This window comes from Frateuria flava (assembly GCF_017837635.1).
GTDB classification, from domain to species: Bacteria; Pseudomonadota; Gammaproteobacteria; order Xanthomonadales; family Rhodanobacteraceae; genus Frateuria_A; species Frateuria_A flava.
In genome coordinates, this window is record NZ_JAGJRS010000007.1 from 105271 (window position 1) to 127910 (window position 22640).

Below are 22640 nucleotides of genomic sequence, written 5' to 3' on the forward strand. Positions count from 1 at the left end.
ACATCTCCAGTTCAAATGCGTGCGACGTCAAGGTTATATCCCTGAGCAGCCATTTCCTTCGCGAGCAACAAGCCAGCCTCTTTTGCCAAGTCGTCTCTAAATGGTATGTAAATAAGACCCTGGATGTCTGAGGGTCGTTCCATATTCTCCTGCTGCTTTAGGAGAATCGCCACCCGCCTCCTTCCCAACTTGGATAGCAGCATACCCAATTCCAAAACCACGTTCTGCCTTGCTCGATAGGCGGATTCGTCTGCATGCTCGGCACGATGCCCACGGTCGTCAGGTGTCGCAAGCACCACGGCAAACTGGACGTCCGCTGTGTAGGACTCCAGCTTTTCGATAATCGTCTGCCCCTCGGAAGGGAGTTGATCCAAGATTAGTGGCTCCATGCCCCACCTACGGAGCATTGCCTCTAGTTGAGTTCTGGCTTGTTCGTCGTGGCCATAGACAACAAATACCTTGTTGTTCCCCCGGACGATGGACACGGGTGCCGTTTGAGGCTGAACAGAGAGACCGAGAAGACGCTTGGCGCCTTCTTGGTCCTTACCCCCGACTACGATTTTCCCAGAGTCGTAAACGTTGACTGTCGTGCCGTTGGTGAACCTGGCCTGTTGCCCGTAGCCGATTCCCTTGACTTCGTCCAACAAAAAACCATTTCGCTGCAATAACTCACATACCTGCTTAAGATCCATAGATAACATCCTTGAAAAAAAAGACGGCTTTACGCCGTCTTTTTCAGACCAGCTAAGCCCTCACCCGCACTTCGAATACCCACAATTCAAACAAGTCTGACACCCATCCATCAGCACCAGCGCCTGCGTATTGCACTTCGCGCACAACGTCGCCCCCGGCGGAAACCCACTGGCATTGCTCTCAGTGTTTGACGCCACCTCAGCCGCCTTCTTCCCCGCCGAAGCCGCCTCATACGCCGCCCGCTTCTCGGCCACCAGCTTCTTCTGCGCCTCATCCATCTCCGGATCATGGATGAGCCCGATGTTCTTCATATGCTGCTCGATCACCGCGCCGATCTCGGCCACGATGCTCGGCATATAAACGCCACCCGCCTTGAAGTACCCACCACGCGGATCGAACACCGCCTTCAACTCCTCGACGATAAACGTCACGTCGCCGCCCTTGCGGAACACGGCGGAGAGGATGCGGGTGAGCGCCACGATCCACTGGAAGTGGTCCATGTTCTTCGAGTTGATGAAGATCTCGAAGGGGCGGCGCTGTTCGTGCGGGGTGCCTTGGTTGAGCACGATGTCGTTGATGGTGACGTACAGCGCGTGCTCGAACAGCGGCGACTTGATCTTGAAGGTGGAGCCGACGAGCGATTCGGGGCGCTCGACGCTCTCGTGCATCTGGATGATTTCGGCCTGGCGCGGCTCCGCGGCCTTCTTCTCGGGCGCGGCGGCGACCGGGGCGGCCTTGTCTTCGGGCTTGACGACCTGGTAGCCCTTGATCTTCTTTTCGATCTTGATCGTCATGGGTGTTTTCTCTTTCTCTGGCGGGCCGTCGACGGGCGGCCGGTGGTTGGACGAAGCGTTGAAGCTCGCAGAAGGGGGAATCCATCTGGGGCGGCCCGTCGAGGGCAGGAGCAAATGGATTTCCGCTTGTGCGGGAAGGCAGCACGCGCGGTGGTGGCTTTCGGTTCGCGGTCCCTGGCGGGAGGGCGATGCGCGCGGCGCGCGGGTGGTGCGGAAGACTCCGGCCCGGGCAAACCCGGGCCGGAGGCGGTACGGCTTACTTGCGGCGGGCAGCCTTCTTCGGCGCCGCCTTCTTGCTGGCAGTGGACCGCTTGACCGGCGCCTTGGCGACAGTCTTCTTGCTGGCGGTTTTCTTCCCTGCCGCCTTCCTGGGAGCGGCCTTCTTCACGGCCGTCTTCTTGCTGCTGACCTTCTTGGCCGGCGACTTCTTGGCAGCGGCCTTCTTCGGCGCGGCCTTCTTGGCAGAAGCCTTCTTCGGTGCTGCCTTCTTGGCGGCGGCCTTCTTCGGAGCCGCCTTCTTGGCGGCAGCCTTCTTCGGAGCCGCCTTCTTGGCAGCGGCCTTCTTCGGCGCCGCCTTCTTGGCAGCGGCCTTCTTCGGCGCAGCCTTCTTGGCGGCAGCCTTCTTCGGAGCCGCCTTCTTGGCAGCAGCGGCCTTCTTCGGCGCAGCCTTCTTGACGGCAGCCTTCTTCGGAGCCGCCTTCTTGGCCGGGGACTTCTTCGCCGGCGCCTTCTTCGCCGGAGCCGGCGTCTGCGGAGCCGGAGCGCCCATCGGCGCAGCGGCCGGCGTGTCGCCCGTGGACGGCATGGAACTGTTCTGCGCTTCGTTTTCGGTATCGATGGACATGGTGGTCTTCCCCTCCGACTTAGGTTTTTGTGTGAGACCTGCGTTGGCTAGAACTTGCCGTAATAGCCTTCCTTCAGGGCATCGAACAGGTTGGCGGCGGTGTGCATTTCGCCGTCGTATTCCACCTGCTCGTTGCCCTTCAGTTCGATAACGCTACCGTCTTCCAATTCGAAGCGGTAGAGGGTGCTCTCCAGGTCGGCTTCCTTGACCAGGACGCCCTGGAACGCGGCGGGGTTGAAGCGGAAGGTGGTGCATCCCTTCAGGCCCTGCTTGTAGGCGTAGAAGTAGATGTCCTTGAAGTCTTCGTAGGGGTAGTCGGTGGGGACGTTGGCGGTCTTGGAAATGGACGAGTCGATCCACTTCTGCGAGGCGGCCTGGATGTCCACGTGTTCCTTCGGGCTGATGTCGTCGGCGGCCACGAAGTAGTCCGGCAGCTTGGCGGCCGGGTCGTCTGAGAACGGCAACGCGTTGGCGTTGATGAGGGCGCGGTAGGCGAGCAGCTCGTAGCTGTAGACCTCGACCTTTTCCTTGGACTTCTTGCCCTCGCGGATGACGTTGCGGGAGTAGTGGTGCGCGAAGCTCGGCTCGATGCCGTTGGAGGCATTGTTGGCCAGCGACAGCGAGATGGTGCCGGTGGGCGCGATCGAGCTGTGATGGGTGAAGCGCGCGCCGGTTTCGGCAAGCTGCTCGACCAGGTTCGGCGCGACGCTGGCGATGCGCTGCATGTAGCGGCTGTACTTCGCGTGCAGCACGCGGCCGCGGATGGTGTCGCCGACCTTGTAGCCGTCCTTCGCCATTTCCGGGCGCTTGCGCAGCATGTCGCCGGTGACGGTGTAGTCGCGGGCGAGCACCGGGGCCGGGCCCTTTTCCTTGGCCAGGTCCAGCGCCACTTCCCAGCCGGCCACGGCCATCTCGCGCGAGACGTCCTCGGTGAAGCCGACCGCCGCTTCGGAGCCATAGCGCATCTTGAGCATGGTCAGAGTAGAACCCAGGCCCAGGAAGCCCATGCCGTGGCGGCGCTTGGACATGATCTCGTTGCGCTGCTGCTCCAGCGGCAGGCCGTTGATCTCGACCACGTTGTCGAGCATGCGGGTGAACACCTTGACCACGTCGCGGTATTCGTCCCAGTCGAAGCGCGCCTTCGGGCCGAACGGGTCGCGCACGAAGGTGGTCAGGTTGATCGAGCCGAGCAGGCAGGAGCCGTACGGCGGCAGCGGCTGCTCGCCGCAGGGGTTGGTGGCGCGGATGTGCTCGCACCACCAGTTGTTGTTCATCTCGTTGACCTTGTCGATCAGGATGAACCCGGGCTCGGCGTAGTCGTACGTCGAGACCATGATCATGTCCCACAGGTGCCGCGCGCGGATGGTGCCGTAGATCTTGCAGGCGACCAGGCCGTCCTCGCGGTCGACGTAGTTCTCGTGGGTGGGCCACTCGCGCCAGACGACCTTGCTCGGATCGTCCAGGTCGATCTCCTCGCGCTCCTTGACGTGCACCGGGAACACCAGCGGCCAGTCCTGGTCGTGCTCGACCGCCTGCATGAAGCCGTCGGTGATCAAGAGCGACAGGTTGAACTGGCGCAGCCGGCCGTCCTCGCGCTTGGCGCGGATGAATTCCTTGGCGTCCGGGTGGGAGATATCGAACGTGCCCATCTGCGCGCCGCGGCGGCCGCCGGCGGAGGACACGGTGAAACACATCTTGTCGTAGATATCCATGAACGACAGCGGGCCGGAGGTGTAGGCGCCGGCGCCGGAGACGTAAGCGCCGCGCGGGCGCAGCGTGCTGAATTCGTAGCCGATGCCGCAGCCGGCCTTCAGGGTCAGGCCCGCTTCATGGACCTTCTCCAGGATGTCGTCCATCGAGTCGCGGATGGTGCCGGACACGGTGCAGTTGATCGTGGAGGTCGCCGGCTTGTGCTCCAAGGCGCCTGCGTTGGAGGTGATGCGGCCGGCCGGAATCGCGCCGCGGCGCAGCGCCCACAGGAAGCGCTCGTACCAGTGCGCGCGCAGCTCCTCGGTCGCCTCGACGTCGGACAGGGCGCGCGCGACGCGCTGCCAGGTCTCGTCGATGGTGCCGTCCACCGGCTCGCCCGACTTGGTGCGCAGGCGGTACTTCTTGTCCCAGATGTCGTAGGAGGCCGGTTGCAGCGGGATGGCCGTATCACGGGTGGCGGCAAGTGGTGCGCGCGCGGTGCTCATTGATTCTGTGTCTCCCGGCCTTGCGACCCATCTGAAAAAAGTTTTGACCAACGCCGCACGCCGCCGCCGCTTCCCATGGACCCGGGGCGAGGCGTTGCGCGTGCGTTTTCCTTGACTATCCGGCCTTGCGGCGTCCTCCCCCGAGGTTGCCGCATCGACACAGCACTTGGGTGGGAGCCGGAACGACTCACACAAGATGTTGTGGTGCGACCGGGCATGAACGGTATCGCCGGGTTGCGTAGGCGTCAACTGAAATTTCCGTGGTCCAGCGACTGCGCGGGTTGGCGCCGATCGCGCGTCGCATCGCCGTCACCATGGAACCTGGACGCCGGGTTTACAGTCGCAGGTCGGGTACGTTTTTTTGTTCAAGGAGATCGCATGAGCGCCCGTCGCCTTTCGTCCGCCCTCGCCCTTTGCAGCGCGCTGCTGCTGGGCTGGCCCGCCGCCAGTCGCGCTGCGTTGCCCACGAGCGTGTCCGGCCAGCCGCTGCCTTCGCTGGCGCCGATGCTGCAGAAGGTGACGCCGGCAGTGGTGAACATCTCGACCAAGACGCGGGTGGCGGTGCGCGATCCGTACTTCGACGATCCGATCTTCCGCCAGTTCTTCGGCCTGCCCTCCTCGCCGCGCGAGCGGGTGGAGCAGAGCCTGGGCTCGGGCGTGATCGTGGACGCGGCCAAGGGTTACGTGCTCACCAACAACCACGTGGTCGGCGGCGCCGACGACATCACCGTGACGCTGCAGGATGGGCGCACGTTCAAGGGCAAGCTGATCGGCACCGATCCGGATACCGACGTGGCGGTGGTGCAGATCCCGGCGAAGAATCTCAAGGCGTTGGCGGTGGCGGACTCGTCCAACCTGCGCGTGGGCGACTTCGTGGTGGCGGTGGGCGATCCGTTCGGGCTGGGGCAGACGGTGACCTCGGGCATCGTCTCGGCGCTGGGTCGTTCGGGGCTGGGTGGGGCCGGTTACCAGAACTTCATCCAGACCGACGCGTCGATCAACCCGGGCAATTCCGGCGGCGCGCTGGTCAACTTGAACGGCGAGCTGGTCGGGATCAACACGATGATCCTCTCGCCCTCGGGCGGCAACGTGGGCATCGGCTTTGCGATCCCGACCGACCTCACCACGCAGGTGATGCGGCAGCTGATCGAGCACGGCAAGGTGGTGCGCGGGAGCCTGGGCGTGCAGACGCAGGACATTACGCCGCGCATCGCGAAGCTGCTGAACCTGTCGACCAACCAGGGCGTGGTGGTGACCCGCGTCGCGCCCGACTCGGCCGCGTCGCACGCGGGGCTGGCGCCAGGCGACGTGCTGCAGGCGATCGACGGCAAGCCGCTGCACGACAGCGACGAACTGCGCAACGCCGAGGGCCTGCTGCCGTTGGGCAGCCAGGTCACGCTGAAGCTCACCCGCAACGGCGAGCCGCGGCAGGTGCAGGCCACGCTGACGCCGGAGAAGCTCGCCAGCGTCGATGGCGCCACGCTCGATGCGCGCCTGGCGGGCGTGCGTTTCAGTGAGTTGTCGATGGCACAGCGCGGGCAGGGCGTCGCCGGCGTGGCGGTGACCTCGGTGCAGGGTGGCAGCCGTGCTGATCGCATGGGGCTGGGCGAGGGCGACATCGTGATCGGCGTGAACAACCGGCGCGTGACCAGTCTGCGCGAGTTGCGCGGGCTGGTGGCGATGCAGCCGCGGCAGCTGGTGCTGGTGGTCGATAGCGACGGCGGCGTGCGGTACGTGCCGATGGATTGAGTGCGGCGCTGAGGTAGCTACCACGCCTCGTCGGGAGGCTGGAGTGACGACCCTGGCCCTGGCCCACACTTCGAGCCGTCCCCTGCGGACCGTGGGGGAAGGTGCCGACAGGCGGATGGGGGCGCTCTTGGGCAGGATGTCGGGAGGGGCTGGGGCAAGACTTCCCCCATCCGCCCTTCGGGCACCTTCCCCCGTGAACGGGGGAAGGATCCGGGTCGTGGCGGCGCGCTTCAGAGCGGAATGGCGAAGGCGTGCGGTACGAATGGACTGGCGAACGCCGCAGGCCTTGCTCCCTCTCCCCTCCGGACGTGTGGATTGGCGAACGCCGCAGGTCTTGCTCCCTCTCCCCTCCGGGGAGAGGGTTGGGGTGAGGGGTCGCTCTTGCGCAGAAGTATGGTTAGTGCGCAAAACCAAGGCGCTCTGACTTCGCGCCGTGCCGGATTTTCCCGCGAGCCCCGGCCCCTCACCCCGGCCCTCTCCCCGGAGGGGAGAGGGCGCAGAGCGATCCGGCCCTCGCCCGGCGGCAAGTGGGAGCAGAGCGGTGCGGCCCTCGCCCGGCGAGAGGGAGCAGAGCGGTCCGGCCGTCGCCCGGCGCGGAGGGAGAAGAGCGATCCGGCTCTCTCCCGGCGGCGAGAGGGAGCGGAACGCCTACTCCGTCTTTGCTTAACGCCAACCTGTGACCGTGCTTGATGTTTGGCGACCGGACCGATGAAATACCGGACTCCCATCACTGCGCGCATGCTGCCTTCACGGCACGCTCACGCCACTCATCGAAGCCGTAGGTCGTCCGAAGTCATGCCCGTCCGTTCCGTTCGCCTGTCCGTCGCCGCCCTGCTGGGCGCCTGCCTCACCACGGCCGCACTCGCTGCCGGCCCCGCCCTGACCCTGCGCGGCGACGTCGCCACCACGCGTGGGCTGGTGCAGGACCTGGCCACCGCCTGGACCAAGAGTGGCCACGGCAAGGTCGACGTGCAGCCATTCAACACCGCCTCGGGCCTGGACGCGCTGCGCAGCGGCAGCGCCGACATCGCCGGCAGCGCGCGCCCGGGCAACGGCAGCGCGCAGGAATCGGGGCTGGTGTTCACGCCGGTGGCGTGGGACGGGCTGGTGATGATCACCCATCCGGGCAACCCGGTGAGCAACCTCACCCTCAAGCAGCTGCACGACATCTATTACGGCAAGATCACCAACTGGAACGAAGTCGGCGGCCGCAGCGAGCCGATGCACGTGTATGCGGTGGCGAGCCCGGGCGATGGCGTGGAGTTCAGCCTGCGCAAGCTGCTGTTCGGCCGCGGCAACCAGCCGGTGGCGGCGCCGCGCCTGTACGTCAACACCGCCAAGCTGGAAGAGGCGGTGACGCTCGATCCGAAGGCGATCGGCGTGACCACGCTCTCGCGCGTGGCCGGCAACCGCAAGGTCAAGATGATCCGCATCGACGGCACCGCGCCCAGCGTGTCCACCGTCGCCAGCGGCAGCTACAAGCTCTATTCCCCGCTCTACCTGGTGACCAACCCGAACAGCCCGCACGCCGCCGAGGCGCAGGCGTTCGTCGATTTCGCCAAGGGCGACAAGGCTGCGGCGGTGGTGCGCCGCGATGATGCGGTGCCCTACAACGCGGGCAGCGCGCTGGCCGCGGCCGATGCCTCGCGCCGCGCGGAGATTCTCGCCGCGGTGGGCGCACGCGCCGTACCGCAGCAGCCGTCGGCGCCGAGCGCCGCCCCGCCGGTCGCCGCGCCGGGCGCCACCTACGCCTCGCGCGCCGCGATTGCACCGACCTCCGAGCGCACTGCCGAAGCCAAGCGCGCGCTGGAAGACCGTCGCGCCAAGGCCGCCGAAAAGGCCAGCCTGAAGGGCGTCCACGGTGAGGCCACCACGATCGACGCCGCCGCCGCGCGCGGGCCGGCGTTCGCCAAGGTCACCGCCAGCGCCACGGTCAAGCCCACCGTCGCCAAGCCGCGTACGTACAAGGTCGCCAGCGGCGACACGCTGTCCTCGATCGCCCGTGCGCATGCGGTCGATGTCTCCGACCTGCGCGCATGGAACCACCTGAAGGGCAATGAGCTGAAGGCCGGCCAGGTGTTGCGCCTCGGCGAGCGCTGAGCGACGGGTGCGCGCGTGCGCATCCTCGCGCTGACGCTGGACCTGGATGACACCCTGTGGCCGGTGCTGCCGGCCCTGGAATGCGCCGACCGCGAGCTGGACGCCTACCTGCGTACGCACCATCCGGAAGTGGCCACGCGCTGGCCGATCCCGGCGATGCGCCAACTGCGTGCGCAGGTCGCCGCCGAGCGGCGGGACCTGGCGCACGACTTCACCACCCAGCGCCACCTCACCATGCGGCGCGCCTTCGAAGCCTGCGGGCTGGACGAGGTGCCGATCGAGGCGCTGTGGGAGGTCTACTTCGACGCGCGCAACCGCGTGGAGCTCTACACCGACGCGCTGCCGGCGCTGGAGCGGATCACCGCGCGCTGGCCGGTGGCCAGCCTGACCAACGGCAACGCGGACCTGGAGCGGATCGGGATCCACACGCACTTCCATTGCCAGGTCTGCGCGCGGGACACCGGCGTGGGCAAGCCGGACGTGCGCATCTTCCAGGTCGCGGCCGAACGGCTGGGCGTGGCGCCGGAGCACATCCTGCACGTGGGCGACGACGCCGACCTGGACATGCGCGGCGCGCGCGCGGCCGGGCTGCGCACCGCGTGGATCAACCGCGAGCGCCGGCCGTGGCCGGACGGGCTGGGCGCGCCGCCGGACCTGGATCTGCCGGACATGGGCGCGCTGGCGGACTGGCTGGAGCGGAGCCAGCGGGTCTAGCCGTCGCTGGCGTCTTTGCCAGCGACCCGCCTCGTCCAGCGCCTGCTCCGGTGCCTGATTGGCGTGGAGTCGCGGCAAACGGACCTGGGCGATCCAATGCTCCGGGCGCCGTTCCTCGAAGCGAAGATCCATCTGGCCAGTCAGCCGAAAGCCACATTGGGTCCCGCTTTCGCGGAATGACGGTCGGTCGAGGCGGTCGGGCCGGCTAAGGCGATCGGGGACCCGGGCGGCTGAGGCACTGGGCAACTGAAGCGCTCCTCCGGGACGCGGACGCCAATCAGTCCCCCCCGGCGAGTAGGCTCGTGTCGCCTGCGATCCGATCTCCCGGCCGAAGCCACAGGCTCCGCCGCGAACCGCCTTGCCCCTTCTCTTCCATCCGCGTCGGGGGAGAGAGCTGGGGGCAGGCCGTTCCCCCATCCACCCGGACCTTGCCGGAAACCCAACCCGTGGTTTGGCAAGGCCTCCCCATCGGCGCATCATGTCCGACTCGCTGCAACCGAAGAGGCACGAAGCCATGCCGGAGAGTTCCCCGTCCGCCCTGATCGAACGCAAGGCCGGCAAGGCCCAGGGCGTCGCCATCGAAACCATCGACAGCGTGCGTTACAAGGACGCCCTCAAGCGCCTAGACGCCAGCCAGCGGCGCTGGCTGGAGCAGACCGGTTTTGAACCGCGGCCCGGCCGCTTTGCGCTGTTGCCCGATGCCAGCGGCAAGCTCGCCCGCGTGCTGGTGGCGATCGATCCGTCCGAGCCGCTGGGCGCCCTGGCGGGGCTGCCGTACGCGTTGCCGGCGGGCACCTACCACCTGGCCGAGCACGGCGCGCTCGCCGATACGCACCTGGCGGCGCTGGGCTGGGCGCTGGGCGCGTACCGGTTCGAGCGCTATCGCAAGCGCGCGCGCGCGCCGGCCACGCTGGCCGTGCCGGGCGCGGAGCTCGCCGCACTGGCGCCACTCATCGAGGCGACCGCGCGCGTGCGCGACCTGGTCAACACGCCGACCGAGGACATGGGCCCCGACCACCTGGCCGATGCGGTGAAGCAGTTGGCCAAGGTGTACAAGGCCAAGCTGCGCGAGTGGGTCGGCGACGAACTGCTGAAGGCCAACTTCCCCACCATCCACGCGGTCGGGCGCGCCAGCCATCGCGCGCCGCGGCTGGTCGAGCTCACCTGGGGCAAGGCGTCGGACCCGAAGCTGGTGGTGATCGGCAAGGGCGTGTGTTTCGACACCGGCGGCCTGGACATCAAGCCGTCCGACGGCATGCGCAACATGAAGAAGGACATGGGTGGCGCCGCGCACGCGATCGCGCTGGCCGCGCTCGTGATGCAGGCGAAGCTGCCGGTGCGGCTCACCCTGCTGATTCCCGCCGTTGAGAACGCCATCGCCGGCAACGCCATGCGTCCGGGCGAGGTGATCACCACCCGCGCCGGCCACACGGTGGAGGTGGACAACACCGACGCCGAAGGGCGCCTGATCCTGTGCGACGCGATCGCCTACGGCGCCGAGCAGCAGCCGGAGCTGATGTTGGATTTCGCCACCCTGACCGGCGCGGCGCGCGTGGCGCTGGGGCCGGACCTGCCGGTGCTGTTCGCCAACCAGGATGCGCTGGCTGATGCCGTGCTCGAAGCTGGCTGCGCCGTGGCCGATCCGCTGTGGCGGCTGCCGCTGTGGCGTCCGTATCGCAAGATGCTGGAGTCCTCGGTGGCGGACTTCGCCAACTCCGGCGCGTCGCGGCACGCCGGCGCCATCACCGCAGCGCTGTACCTGGAACGGTTCGTTCCCGACGGCACGCCGTGGCTGCACCTGGATACCTACGCCTGGAACGACGCCGACCGCCCGGGCCGCCCCCGCGGTGGCGAAGCGATGGGCCTGCGCGCGATGTTTGCGTTCCTGCGGCAGCGCTACGCGCGCTGAGTGGCCGCTTCGCGGTATCGCAGGGGTGGGCTTTTGGCCCCTCTCCCCGCGCCGCAGGAGATGGCGGGCCCAAGCGCATCTTGCGCGCGGATTCCGCTGTGGGATGACGGTGCCGTTCCTGCCCGCCCGTGGGGCCTCACGCTCCGGTCGCCCCCATCCGCCTGTCGGCACCTTCCCCCGCCAAGCGGGGGAAGGCTCGGGATGTGTATCACGATCCGACCGGTCCTCCCCTCGCCAGCAGGGGAGGCTCGGGATCTGTCTGGCGACCGACCGGCCTTGCCCGCCTGCGAGGGAAGGCCCGGGATATGGCCTCGACGCGACCGAGTCCTTGCCCCGCCTGCGGGAGAAGGCTCGGGATGTGGCCTCGATACGACCGGTCCTTCCCCCGCTTGCGGGGGAAGGTGCCCGGAGGGCGGATGGGGGCGACCTTGCCTCGCGCCCCATCGAAGCGAACCCCCGACGCCGAAGGCTCCGGCGTGGTCGCTCGCCACCCGCCAGTTCCAGCGCATGCGCCGGTGCCTGTGGTTGTCGGCTACGCTCCGCGCATGACCGCACCGATCGACGACGTCACCGTCGCGACCTGCCGCAAGCAGGCGCTGGCCGCCGTGCAGCGCGGCGACGTCGCGCTTGCCGAGCAGGCGTTTTCGCGCCTGCTCGAACAGCGGCCCGATGACGTCGAGGCGCTCCAGTTCCTGGCCTCCTGCCAGCTCGGCCGTGGCGACGCGGGGGCGGCGATCGGCCTTTTGCACGCCGCGCACCGCATCGAACCCGACGACGCGGCGATCCTGCATCAGCTGGGCACGGCGCAGATCGCGGCCGGCGACCTGCGTAGCGCCGAGGACAGCCTGCGCAAGGGCCTGGCCCTGGCACCGGGCATGTTCGTCGCGCGCCTGCGCCTGGGCGTGCTGTACGAGCAGCAGGGGCGCCGGCACGATGCCGTGACCGCTTACCTCGGCGCGATCAACGCCGCACAGGCGCAGGGCCGCTGGCTCAGTGACGACACCACCGCGCCGGGCGTGCGCGAAGCGGTCAAGCATGCCACCCAGTACGTAGCCGCTGGCCGGCGCGAACTGTTCGACGCGGTCATCGAGCCGCTGCGCCAGCGCTACGGACGCGCCGAGCTGGCGCGCGTCGACCAGTGCCTGGCCATCTATCTGCACGAACAGCCCGCTCCCCTGCCCGATCCGCGGCAGCGGCCCCTGTTCCTGTATTTCCCCGGCGTGCCCAGCCAGACCTACTACCCCCGCGAGCGCTTTGCGGACCACGCACGGCTGGAGGCGGCCGTCGATGCGATCCGCGCCGAGCTGCGCGAGGTCCTGTCGGAGGCGGGCGATCCGTTCGTGCCGTTCCTGGGCGCACCTTCGGCCGCCGCGGTCGCGGCGCGGCTGCTCGACGCCACCGGCCCGCAGGAGGCGGCCTGGGATGCGTTCTTCTTCTACCGCCACGGCGTGCGCCATGACGCCAACTGCGCGCGCTGTCCGAACACCAGTGCGCTGCTGGACGGCATGCCACTGGTGCGGGTGCGCGACCACGCACCGGAAACGCTTTTCTCGGTGCTGCGCCCGGGCACGCACATCCTGCCCCACCGCGGCGTCACCAATACCCGCCTGGTGACGCACCTCCCGCTGATCGTGCCCCCGGATTGCGCCTTGCGTGTGGGCGGCGAAACCCACGTGTGGGAGGAAGGCCGCTGCGTCACTTTCGACGACACCTTCGAACACGAAGCGTGGAACCGCAGCGCTCAGACCCGCGTGGTGCTGATCGCGGACAGCTGGAACCCCGACCTGAGCGAGGTGGAGCGCCTGGCGGTGGCCGACCTGGTCGCCGCCATCGGCGACTTCAACCGGTCCGTGCCGGAAGCTTGACCGGGACGACGTTCGGCCGTCCAGACGGCCGCAAGATACTGTCATGACAGCCGTCCGGCCGGTGGGTCGGCCGGGGACTTGTCGACCCATGACTGAGGGCATGGGCACTTGCTTGTTAAACAGTTGTTGCTGTCATACTCGGTGCGCTCGACATGAGCGGGGGAAGCAGGGATTTACTTCACCGGGGAGTGCACATGAAATACGACTTGAATCACTTGTCTTTGGCAGTGCGTCTTGCGTTGAGTGCGGGTGTTTTTTCGGTGGCGGGAGTGGTTCAAGCGCAGGTGACGACGCCGGATAATCCGACCTCGTCCGAGCAGGCTGCGCAGGACCAGAACGCCCCTTCCAAGAAGGAAGCCAAAACCCTGGAATCAATCCAGGTAACCGGCTCGCTGATCCGGCGCGTGGACGCCGAGACCGCCAGCCCGGTGATCACGCTGGATCGGGCGGCCCTGAGCAATTCGGGCAAACCCGTACTGGGTGACGTGCTGCAACAGATGCCCAGCATCTCGGGCAATGCGACCAATCCGCAAAACAACTCCAACGGCGGCGGCGTGGCCAGCCCCTTGCTGGAAGCCGGCGACGGCGCCTCGCGCGTCTCGTTGCGCGGTCTGGGCAACAACCGCACGCTGGTGCTGGTCAACGGCCAGCGCATGGCAAATCCGGACATCAACCTGATCCCGCCGGAGATGATCGAGCGCGTCGACGTGCTGGCCGAGGGCGCTTCGACGGTGTACGGCTCCGACGCCATCGGCGGCGTGGTCAACTTCATCCTGCGCAAGGACTTCAAGGGCGTCCAGTTCAGCCTCAACGACGGCATTTCCAGCCACGGTGACGCCAAGCGCCACGGCTTCAACCTCACCGGCGGCATGACCGGCGAACGCTACAGCATTGCCGCCGGCATCGACTACAACAAGTACGACGAGACGCTCGCGTCGCGCCGCAAGTTCTCCCGGCAGCAGTTGTATCTGTCGAGCGGCTCGGTGGTGGCGGCCGGTTCCAGCTCGATCCCGACCGGCCGCATCCAGGTGCCCGCCGCGATTGCCGCCCAGTACGGCTGCGCGGTCGACCCGGCCACCCAGACCGCCCAGGTGACGTTGTCCTCGGGCGACGGATCGAGCCTGGGCGACTACCGCTGCCGACTCTCTTCGGATACTTACAACTACGCTGCGCTCAACTACATCCAGACCGCACAGAAGCGCACCAACGGTTTCGTGCTGGCGGACTTCCACATCACCGACAACGTAAGCGCGTACGTCAACGCGTTCTACAACCACACCGTGTCCAGCGGCCAGGACGCGCCCTCGCCAGTGGGCACCGGCGACGGCCTGGTCATTTCGGCGGCCAACCCGATCAACCCGTTCGGCGTCACCTTCAGCCAGGGCGCGATCGCCGGCGACCCGAACAGCGGCTACAACTTCCAGACCCGCCTGACCGGTGCCGGCACGCGTGTGCACAGCTACACGACCAACACCGGGCAGTTGAACGCGGGCCTGCGTGGCGCCTTCGGCCAGGACAGCAGCTGGATCTGGGACGCGTCGATCAACTACAGCCACACCAAGCGCGACCAGCGCGACACCAACGAGGTGGACATCCCCTCGTTGCAGGCCGCGGTCGATGCCGGCGCGAACATCTTCGACCAGGCGAACGCTGGCGATGTGCTGAGCGCCGGCGTGAAGACGCCGATCTACGTGTTCACCCAGTCGACCAAGCAGGCGCAGTTCGACGCCAGCGGCGAGCTGTGGGACCTGCCCGCCGGACCGATGCAGCTGTCGGTCGGCGCGTTGTACCGCAAGCAGTTCATGAACTACACCGTGAGCGACTTCGCGGTGCTCGACCCGGTGACCACCACCTGCCAGATCCTGCAGGAAGCCTGCGGCTCGCCCGGACGCGGCAGCTACGACGTCAAGGAGCTGTTCGCCGAGACGCTGATCCCGCTGGTGTCGGACGTGGCGTGGGCCAAGTCGCTGTACCTGGACCTGGGCGTGCGCAGTTCCAACTACAGCACCACCGGCACCACCACCAACGGCAAGATCGCCATCGAGTGGCGCCCGACCGATACCCTGCTGTTGCGCGGCACGGTCTCGCAGGTGTTCCGCGCGCCCAACCTCAATGAGCTGTACGACGGCCGCACGCTGGTCCAGCCGGTGCTGAACGATCCCTGCGTCGGACGCACCGCCGAAGAACTGGCGGCGCACCAGGCCGCCTGCCAGTTCGTCCCGGTGAACTGGGCGGGCAACTCGCCGGCGCAGGTCAACACGTTCTACTCCGGCGCGGCGACGGTGGGCGCGAGCCTGAAGCCGGAAAAGGGCAAGTCGATCGATTTCGGCCTGGTCTACGATCCGGACTGGGCGCCGGGCCTGTCGACCAGCCTCGACTTCTGGCACATCTACCTGTCCGACACCTTGACGGCGATCCAGGCCGACACCGTGGTCAGCGCCTGCTACAACAACAACGCCAGTCCGTACTGCTCGTTCATTACGCGCCAGGACAACACCAGCCGCCAGCCGGGCCAGGTGTTCCTGATCAACACGCCGGTGGTCAACTTGGGCACGCTCAGCACCTCGGGCATCGACTACACGCTGCGCTACAAGATCCCGCACTTCGATGTGGGGAGCATGGATCCGGGCAACTTCCGGGCCGGCCTCAACACCAGCTACACCGCGACCTACAACGTCAATGCGACGCCGGGCGAGGCCGGTGCGGAGTCGGTCAACTACGCCGGCACCTACACCCCGCAGTTCGGCAACATCTCGCGCTGGCGCGGCACGGTCACGCTGAACTGGGACAAGGGCAACTGGAACGCGCAGTGGCAGTCGCGCTACATCAACCACCTGACCGCGCTCAATGCCGACTACGCCATCGCCGGCGTCGACATCCCGGTCGCCTCGGTGCTGTACCACTCGATCCAGCTGGGCTACAACGTGCCCTCGATCCACACCAAGTTCGACATCGGCGTGGACAACATCACCGACAAGCAGCCGCCGCGGCTTTACCAGAACGGTTCGAACTACAACGTCGACACCGCCACCTACGATGTACTCGGACGCTATTACTGGGTCCGTGCGACGGTGAAGTTCTGACGACAGCCCGCCCGAAGCTGACCGGCAACAAGGAGGGGCCGCGGAGCAGTCCGCGGCCCCTCTTGCATAATGGGATTCGGCCAACCGCGCCCGAGGATGCATGCCCCCATCTGCCACCGAGCTCGCCCACGCCATGGCCGGCGCCTTCAACGCCGGCGACATGGAGCGCGTCATCGCGCTCGCCGGGCAGGCGGGCGACGCGACGGACGAAGGCATCCAGCTGCTGCTGGGACTGGCGCAACAGGCGACCGGCCGCTACGGCCAGGCCGCAACGACCTTCCATCACCTTGCGCACCGTCGACCGGACGCCTCCGCCTACTGGAACAACCTGGGCGTGGCCTGCCGGCTGAGCGGTGACCTGTCCGGTGCCGAGCAGGCCCTCGCCAAGGCGATCTCGCTGGCGCCCGACGACGCCGACGTGCGCTACAACCTGGGCCTGCTCTACATCCAGCAGCGACGTTGGCCGTTGGCGCGGGAGGCCCTGCTCGATGCGGTGGACCGTGCACCGCAGGTCATCGAAGCGCGCCTGCAGGCCGCGTATGCCTGCTACGTCTGCGGCGACAACACCTGCCAGGAGGCGATGCTCGACGGTGCCGGCGACTGGCCCGGGCAACCGGGCGAACAGGCGTTGGTCCTGTCCACCATGCTGTCGGCGCAGGGCGACCTGGAGGCGGCGCTGCGAACGCTGGCGCGGGCACAGTTGCCTGGCGAAGCGGCGGGCGACTCCTTGCCGCTGCGCATCACGGCGCAACGGGTGCTGCTGCACGAACGCAACAACCAGCTCGAGCCCGCCCGACGTGAGCTGGCGCAGTTGCCCCTCGACGCACTCGACCGGTTGCCGCCCGATGCCCACCAGGCGCGCGCGGATGTCTGGCGCGCGCACGCCGCGCTGGCCATGCGCGGCGGCGCCTACGGCGACGCGGCGGCGTTGTACCGGCGCGCACTCGCGCTTGCCGACGACGACGACACCCGCGTAAGCGCCGCCTTCGCGCTGGCCTCGGCGTGCGATCGGCTGGGCCGGCACGCGGAGGCCTGGCAAGCCCTGGAAACCGCGCACGCCGGGCAGGTGGAGATCGCGCGCAACGTCCTTCCCGAGCTGCTGGCCCCCGGCAGCCAGCCACTGCAGATGGCCGAGGTCGACCGCGCGGCCCATGCGCGCTGGCAGCCGCTGCCCGGTCCGGACAGCCGGCACAGTCCGGTCTTCGTGGTCGGCTTCCCGCGCTCGGGCACCACGTTGCTGGAGCAGATGCTCGATGCCCATCCGGACTTCCGTTCGATGGACGAGCGCGCCTTCATCCACGAGCTGACCGAGCGCATGGAGCAGGTCGGCCAGCACTATCCCGCCGACCTGGCGAACCTTACCGGCGCGGAGACCGACCAGTTGCGCGCCGCCTACTTCCGCATGGTCGACCGCGTGTTGCCCGACCGCGGGCAGCTCCGGCTCATCGACAAGAATCCGCTCAACATGCTGTGCCTGCCGATGATCATGCGACTGTTCCCGCAGGCGCGGATCATCCTGTGCCTGCGCCATCCGTGCGACGTTCTGCTCAGCTGCAGCATGCAGCCTTTCCGCTCACCGGCGTTCATGGTGTTGTGTTCGTCGCTGGAGCGCCTGGCGCGGGGTTACGTGCAGGCCTTCGAGCAGTGGTATCGGCAGGTGGAGGTGTTTGCGCCACGGGTGCTCGAGTGGCGCTACGAGTCAGTCGTCGGCGACCTCGACAGGCACCTCGCGCAGCTTGCCGCCTTCCTTGAAATCGACAATGCCGCGCCGATGGCCCGCTTTGCCGAGCATGCGCGCAACAAGCGCTTCATCAGTACGCCCAGCTATGCACAGGTCACCCAGGGTATCCACCCGCGGGCGATCAACCGCTGGCAGGGTTACCGCGCGCAGTTCGAACCGGTGTTGCCGCTGCTTGCGCCGATGATCGACCGCCTCGGCTACCGCCTCTGAGCCTTCCGCGGCGTGACTTCTGGCCTACTCGCGGCCGACGCGCACGCGGCATGCTGGCCGATCGAACCCAAGGAGTCCCCCATGCACCCACGCCTGTCCTTGCTGGCGCTTGGCGTCGCGCTCGGCCTGACCGCCAGCGCGCACGCTGCCGAACCGGCTGCTGTCGAGCAGCCCAAGCTCACCCGACAGACGCTCGATTCGGGCGGCACCATGCCGGCCGAGCAGGCGCGCCTGCACTTCGACCACGCGGACCTGCATTTCACGATCGACCCGCAGAGGCGCCATCTGGACGGCGAGGCCACGCTGCACTTCACCGCGCGCGAGCCGACCGACGTGCTGCTGCTGGACCTGGACAAGAACCTGCCGATCCGCATCATCGCCGTCGACGGCAAGGCGCTGGCCGCAAGCGCCTGGAGCAACCCTGACGGGCGTCTGCGCATCCACTTGCCCAAGCCGCTGGCCAAGGGCGGCAGCGTGAGCACCACCATCGCCTACGGTGGCCAGCCGCACGTGGCCAAGCGCGCGCCGTGGGACGGCGGCTTCGTCTGGAGCCATACCGACGACGGCCAGCCGTGGATCGCCAGCGCGGTCGAGGGCGAGGGCTGCGACCTGTTCTGGCCGTGTATCGACCAGCCCACCGGCGAGCCGGACCTGGTCGACACGTACGTCACCGTGCCCAAGGCGCTAGCTGCGCCGGGCAACGGCGTGCTTGTGGAGGTCAAGGACAACGGCGCCACGCGCACCTGGCACTGGCGCATCAAGCAGCCCGACACCTACGCGATCACCATCAACGTGGGGCCGTTCGAGGAGCTCAAGGGCGACTACAAGAGCCGCTACGGCAACACGATCCCGATGGAGCTGTGGTATCTGCGCGGCCACGAGGCGGGTGCGAAGGCGCTGTTCGGCGAGTTCCCGCGCATGCTGGATTTCTTCGAGCAGGAAATCGGCCCCTACCCGTTCGGCGACGAGAAGATGGGCGTGGTCGAGACGCCGCACCTGGGGATGGAACACCAGACCATCAACGCCTATGGCAACGGTTATCCCAAGAGCGAGTACGGCTTCGACTGGCTGCTACAGCACGAGTTCGCGCACGAGTGGTTCGGCAACCAGATGACCAACCGCAACTGGGACGACATGTGGCTGCACGAGGGCTTCGGTACCTACATGCAGCCGCTGTACGGGCAGTACCTTCACGGCGACATGCCGTACTTCGCGATGCTGCACGACGAACGGATGAAGCTGACGAACGCCGCGCCGATCGTGTCGGGGCAGCCCAAGACCGAGGAGGGCGTGTCCGACGGCAAGCTCGGGCCGGGTCTGGACATCTACTACAAGGGCTCGCTGATGCTGCACACGCTGCGCGGGCTGATCGGCGATGACGCTTTCTTCGAGAGCGTGCGACGGCTGGTCTATGGTCGGCCGGATCCCGAACCCGGCAATTTCAAGCCGCGTTACGCCACCACGAAGGAGTACATGGGCATCGTCGACCAGGTGACTGGCAAGGACCTGAAGTGGTTCTTCGACGTGTACCTGTACGACGCCAAGCTGCCGAGGCTTGAGTCGAGCCGGCAGGGCGACACCTTGCGGTTCCAGTGGGTGACCGGACATGGCGAGCCATTCCCGATGCCACTGGAAGTGCAGGTGGGCGACACCGTGCATACCCTGCCGATGGCCGATGGCACCGGCGAACTGCAGGTACCTGAAGGCAGCCTCATGATCGTGGACCCGCGCTCGAAGGTGCTGCGCGAGATGCCGCACGCGGAGGCGTTCCAGGCGTGGGAGAAAGCGCAGAAGGCGGAAAAGAAGGCCAGCGAGAAGGCCGGCAAGAAGGATTGAGGTGTTGAGTCCAGCTCCCTCTCCCTTCCGGGGAGCGGGTTGGGGGTGAGGGGGCCGCGTTGGCCTCGGCCCTGCTCCCGGAGCAATGGTAAAGAACCCCCACTCCCGCATCGATCAGCGTCCCCGCGAGCCCCGCCCCCCTCACCCTGCCCTCTCCCCGGAGGGGAGAGGGTTCAAGGGCATGGCCGCGGGTACTTCACCATGGCAAGCGACCAGCCCCCTCTCCCCTGCGGGGAGAGGGTTGGGGTGAGGGGCGCACTGGCCTCGGCCCTGCTCCCGGAGCAATGGGTAAAGAGCCCGCTCCCGCATCGATCAGCGTCCCCGCGAGCCCCGACCCCTCACCCTGCCCTCCCCCCGGAGGGGAGAGGGTTCAAGGGCATGGCCGCGGGTACTTCACCATGGCAAGCGACCAGCTTCCTCTCCCCTGGAGAGGGTTGGGGGTGAGGGGGCGCACTGGCCTCGGCCCTGCTCCCGGAGCAATGGGTAAAGGGCCCGCTCCCGCATCGATCAGCGTCCCCGGGAGCCCCGACCCCTCACCCTGCCCTCTCCCCGGAGGGGAGAGGGGTCAAGGGCATGGCCGCGGGTACTTCACCATGGCGAGCGATCAGCTCCCTCTCCGCCGAACCGACCAAAAAAAGCCCGGCCAGGCCGGGCTTTTTTTCGCTTAGCGGGGCTGCGTCGCCGGCTTCTCCGGCGGCAACACCGCCGCGGTGGAGAACTTGCCGCCATAGGGCAGCACTTCGGCCGCCAGCTTGGGGTTGGCCTTGATCATGCCGATCGCGTCGAACAGGATGTATGCCGTTTCCTGCAGCTCCGGATCCTTGGCGTTCTTCGCTTGCTTTTCCTGCTTGAGCTCGGCCTTGAGGCTGCGCTCGTTGGCGTTGAGGCCATCGTCCAGCGGCGATTCCTCGCCGGCCAGGCTGCCGTCGGTGCCATCGATCGCCTTGTGGCGGGCGCGGAAGTCGGCCTGGATCGCATCCTGGCGCTTGCGTTCGGCCTGGCGCTCGGCGAGGTTGAGCGAGACCGTGGTCTGGTCGCGCATCTTCTTGTACTGCGCCAGCTCATCGAGCATCAGCTGCCAGGCGGGGGACTTGGCCACGCGGGCATCGTGCTTGCCCTTCAGCTGCGGCAGGTAGGCGGTGAGGTCGGCCACCTGGCTGTAGGGCGCTTTCTGGATCTGCGTCCACGGCAGCGCGTTGTCGTAGGTCGACTCGCCGAAGTCCTTCTCGTCGCCGTTCTTCGGGAACTGGATATCCGGCGTGACACCTTTGAGCTGGGTCGAGCCGCCGTTGATGCGGAAGAACTCGGCGATGGTCATCTTCAGTTCGCCGTACTGCGGCTTCTCGCTGCCGCCCTGGGCAAAGCGGTCCAGGTCCACCAGGTTCTGCACGGTACCCTTGCCGAAGGTCGGCTCGCCGATGATCAGCCCGCGGCCGTAGTCCTGGATGGCGGCAGAGAAGATCTCCGAGGCCGAGGCCGAACCACGGTTGACCAGCACCGCCATCGGGCCGCTCCAGGTCAGGCCGGCCTCATCGTCGCCCTGCACTTCGACTTGGCCGCGCGCGTCGCGCACCTGCACCACCGGGCCCTGGTCGATGAACAGGCCGGTCAGTTCGTTGGCTTCGGCCAGCGAGCCGCCGCCGTTGTTGCGCAGGTCGACCACCACGCCCTGCACGCCGGCGGCCTTGAGCTCGCCGAGCAGCTTGGCCACGTCGCGGGTGGCGCTCTTGTAATCCTTGTCACCCTCGCGGCGCGCGCCGAAATCGGAGTAGAAGGTCGGCAGGTCGATCACACCGATCTTGCGGGTGACGTCGCCATCCTTGACCTCGATGATTTTCTTCTTGGCCGCCTGCTCCTCAATGCTCACCTTCTTGCGCACCATGGTGACCAGCTCGTGCTTGCCGTCCAGGCCGGCGTCGGCCGGCAGGATCTCCAGCCGCACGGTGGTGTCCTTCTTGCCGCGGATCTTGTCGACCACGTCGTCCAGGCGCCAGCCGATCACGTCGACCATCGGGCCGTCGGTGCCCTGCCCGATCGCCACGATGCGGTCGCCTACCTCGATCTTGTTGGACTTGTCGGCCGGGCCGCCAGGCACGACTTCGCGGATCTGGGTGTATTCGTCGCGGGCCTGCAACACCGCGCCGATGCCCTCGAGCGAGAGCTTCATGGCGATGTCGAAATTCTCCGCCGCCCGCGGGCCGAGATAATCGGTGTGCGGATCGGTGGTCTCGGCGTAGGCGTTCATGAAGGTCTGGAACGCGTCCTCGCCATCGAGCTGCTTGACGCGGTCGATGTAACCGGCGTAACGCTTGTCCAGCGTCTTGCGGATGTCCTCGTCGCTCTTGCCGGCGAGCTTCAGGCGCAGCCAGTCGTTCTTGGTGCGCTTGCGCCACAGGTCGTCCAGCGCGGTCTGGTCGGCCGGCCAGGCGGCATGCTCGCGGTCGTAGGTGTAGTTCTCTTCGCGGGTGAGGTCGAAGCCCTGCTTGAGCAGGCCGCGCGCGAAGTTCATGCGGTCGATCGCGCGGCGCACGTACAGGTTGAACACGCTGAACGGGCCGGACAGGTCCTTGTTCCAGATCGCGTCGTCGAACTTCGTTCTCAGCGGCTCGAAGCGGGCCATGTCGGCCTGGGTGAAGAACACCTTCTCGCCGTCGAGCATGTCGAAGTAGGCCTTGTAGATCTTGGCCGACATGACGTCGTCGAGCGGCTTGGCGTCGTAGTGGAAGCGCGTGAGGAAGCGCGCGGACAGCTGCGCGGCATCGGCCTGCGTATCCGTGGACTTCAGCGGCAGCGTGGAAGTCTTGTGGCCCTCTTCGCCCTGCACGGCGGGCGCCTGCGCCTGGGCATGGGCGGCTGGCAGGACGAGGGCGAGCAGCAGGGCGAGCGAGGGGCGCAGGGTCATGGGGA

At 67.3% G+C, this 22640-nt stretch carries 13 protein-coding genes; 8 read left to right on the plus strand and 5 right to left on the minus strand.

Translation table 11 applies throughout. From position 1 onward, the window contains the following. Positions 1-11: 11 nt before the first annotated feature. The 4 genes from J7I44_RS03255 to J7I44_RS03270 all read right to left on the minus strand — a co-directional run bounded on the left by J7I44_RS03255 (position 12) and on the right by J7I44_RS03270 (position 4526). Positions 12-692, minus strand: a complete 681-nt coding sequence (locus J7I44_RS03255; protein WP_209615678.1) for a TIR domain-containing protein — start codon at positions 690-692, stop codon at positions 12-14. A 60-nt stretch (positions 693-752) separates the two neighbouring features. Continuing rightward, positions 753-1487, minus strand: coding sequence for a TSCPD domain-containing protein (locus J7I44_RS03260; protein WP_209615680.1), 735 nt, complete (start codon positions 1485-1487; stop codon positions 753-755). 256 nt (positions 1488-1743) lie between these two features. Then, on the minus strand, positions 1744-2331 hold the full coding sequence (locus tag J7I44_RS03265) for a histone H1-like repetitive region-containing protein (protein ID WP_209615685.1): 588 nt from the start codon (positions 2329-2331) through the stop codon (positions 1744-1746). 47 nt (positions 2332-2378) lie between these two features. Beyond that, positions 2379-4526 carry an adenosylcobalamin-dependent ribonucleoside-diphosphate reductase gene (locus J7I44_RS03270; RefSeq protein ID WP_209615689.1) on the minus strand — a complete coding sequence of 716 codons (2148 nt, stop codon included), beginning with the start codon at positions 4524-4526 and terminating at the stop codon, positions 2379-2381. A 378-nt stretch (positions 4527-4904) separates the two neighbouring features. Between J7I44_RS03270 and J7I44_RS03275 the strand changes: the two genes are divergently transcribed. From J7I44_RS03275 to J7I44_RS03310, 8 genes are all read left to right on the plus strand, one after another. Further along, entirely contained in the window at positions 4905-6275 is a 1371-nt protein-coding gene (locus J7I44_RS03275; protein ID WP_209615692.1) for a DegQ family serine endoprotease, read from the plus strand. A 795-nt stretch (positions 6276-7070) separates the two neighbouring features. Next, entirely contained in the window at positions 7071-8375 is a 1305-nt protein-coding gene (locus tag J7I44_RS03280) for a LysM peptidoglycan-binding domain-containing protein (protein ID WP_209615695.1), read from the plus strand. A 15-nt stretch (positions 8376-8390) separates the two neighbouring features. Further along, a complete protein-coding gene (locus tag J7I44_RS03285; protein WP_209615698.1) occupies positions 8391-9089 on the plus strand; it encodes an HAD family hydrolase in 699 nt (232 codons plus the stop codon). Between the two features lie 514 nt (positions 9090-9603). Continuing rightward, positions 9604-10998: a leucyl aminopeptidase family protein gene (locus J7I44_RS03290; RefSeq protein ID WP_209615701.1), complete on the plus strand. Its 1395-nt coding sequence runs from the start codon at positions 9604-9606 to the stop codon at positions 10996-10998. Between the two features lie 545 nt (positions 10999-11543). Next, a complete protein-coding gene (locus J7I44_RS03295; RefSeq protein WP_209615704.1) occupies positions 11544-12863 on the plus strand; it encodes an aspartyl/asparaginyl beta-hydroxylase domain-containing protein in 1320 nt (439 codons plus the stop codon). Between the two features lie 284 nt (positions 12864-13147). Next, positions 13148-15946, plus strand: a complete 2799-nt coding sequence (locus J7I44_RS03300; protein WP_209615707.1) for a TonB-dependent receptor domain-containing protein — start codon at positions 13148-13150, stop codon at positions 15944-15946. Positions 15947-16046: 100 nt separating this feature from the next. Beyond that, on the plus strand, positions 16047-17897 hold the full coding sequence (locus J7I44_RS03305; protein WP_209615711.1) for a tetratricopeptide repeat-containing sulfotransferase family protein: 1851 nt from the start codon (positions 16047-16049) through the stop codon (positions 17895-17897). Between the two features lie 81 nt (positions 17898-17978). Then, positions 17979-19733: a M1 family metallopeptidase gene (locus tag J7I44_RS03310; protein ID WP_209615714.1), complete on the plus strand. Its 1755-nt coding sequence runs from the start codon at positions 17979-17981 to the stop codon at positions 19731-19733. Between the two features lie 664 nt (positions 19734-20397). Here J7I44_RS03310 and J7I44_RS03315 read toward each other — a convergent pair. Further along, on the minus strand, positions 20398-22635 hold the full coding sequence (locus J7I44_RS03315; protein WP_209615717.1) for a carboxy terminal-processing peptidase: 2238 nt from the start codon (positions 22633-22635) through the stop codon (positions 20398-20400). Positions 22636-22640: the final 5 nt, after the last annotated feature.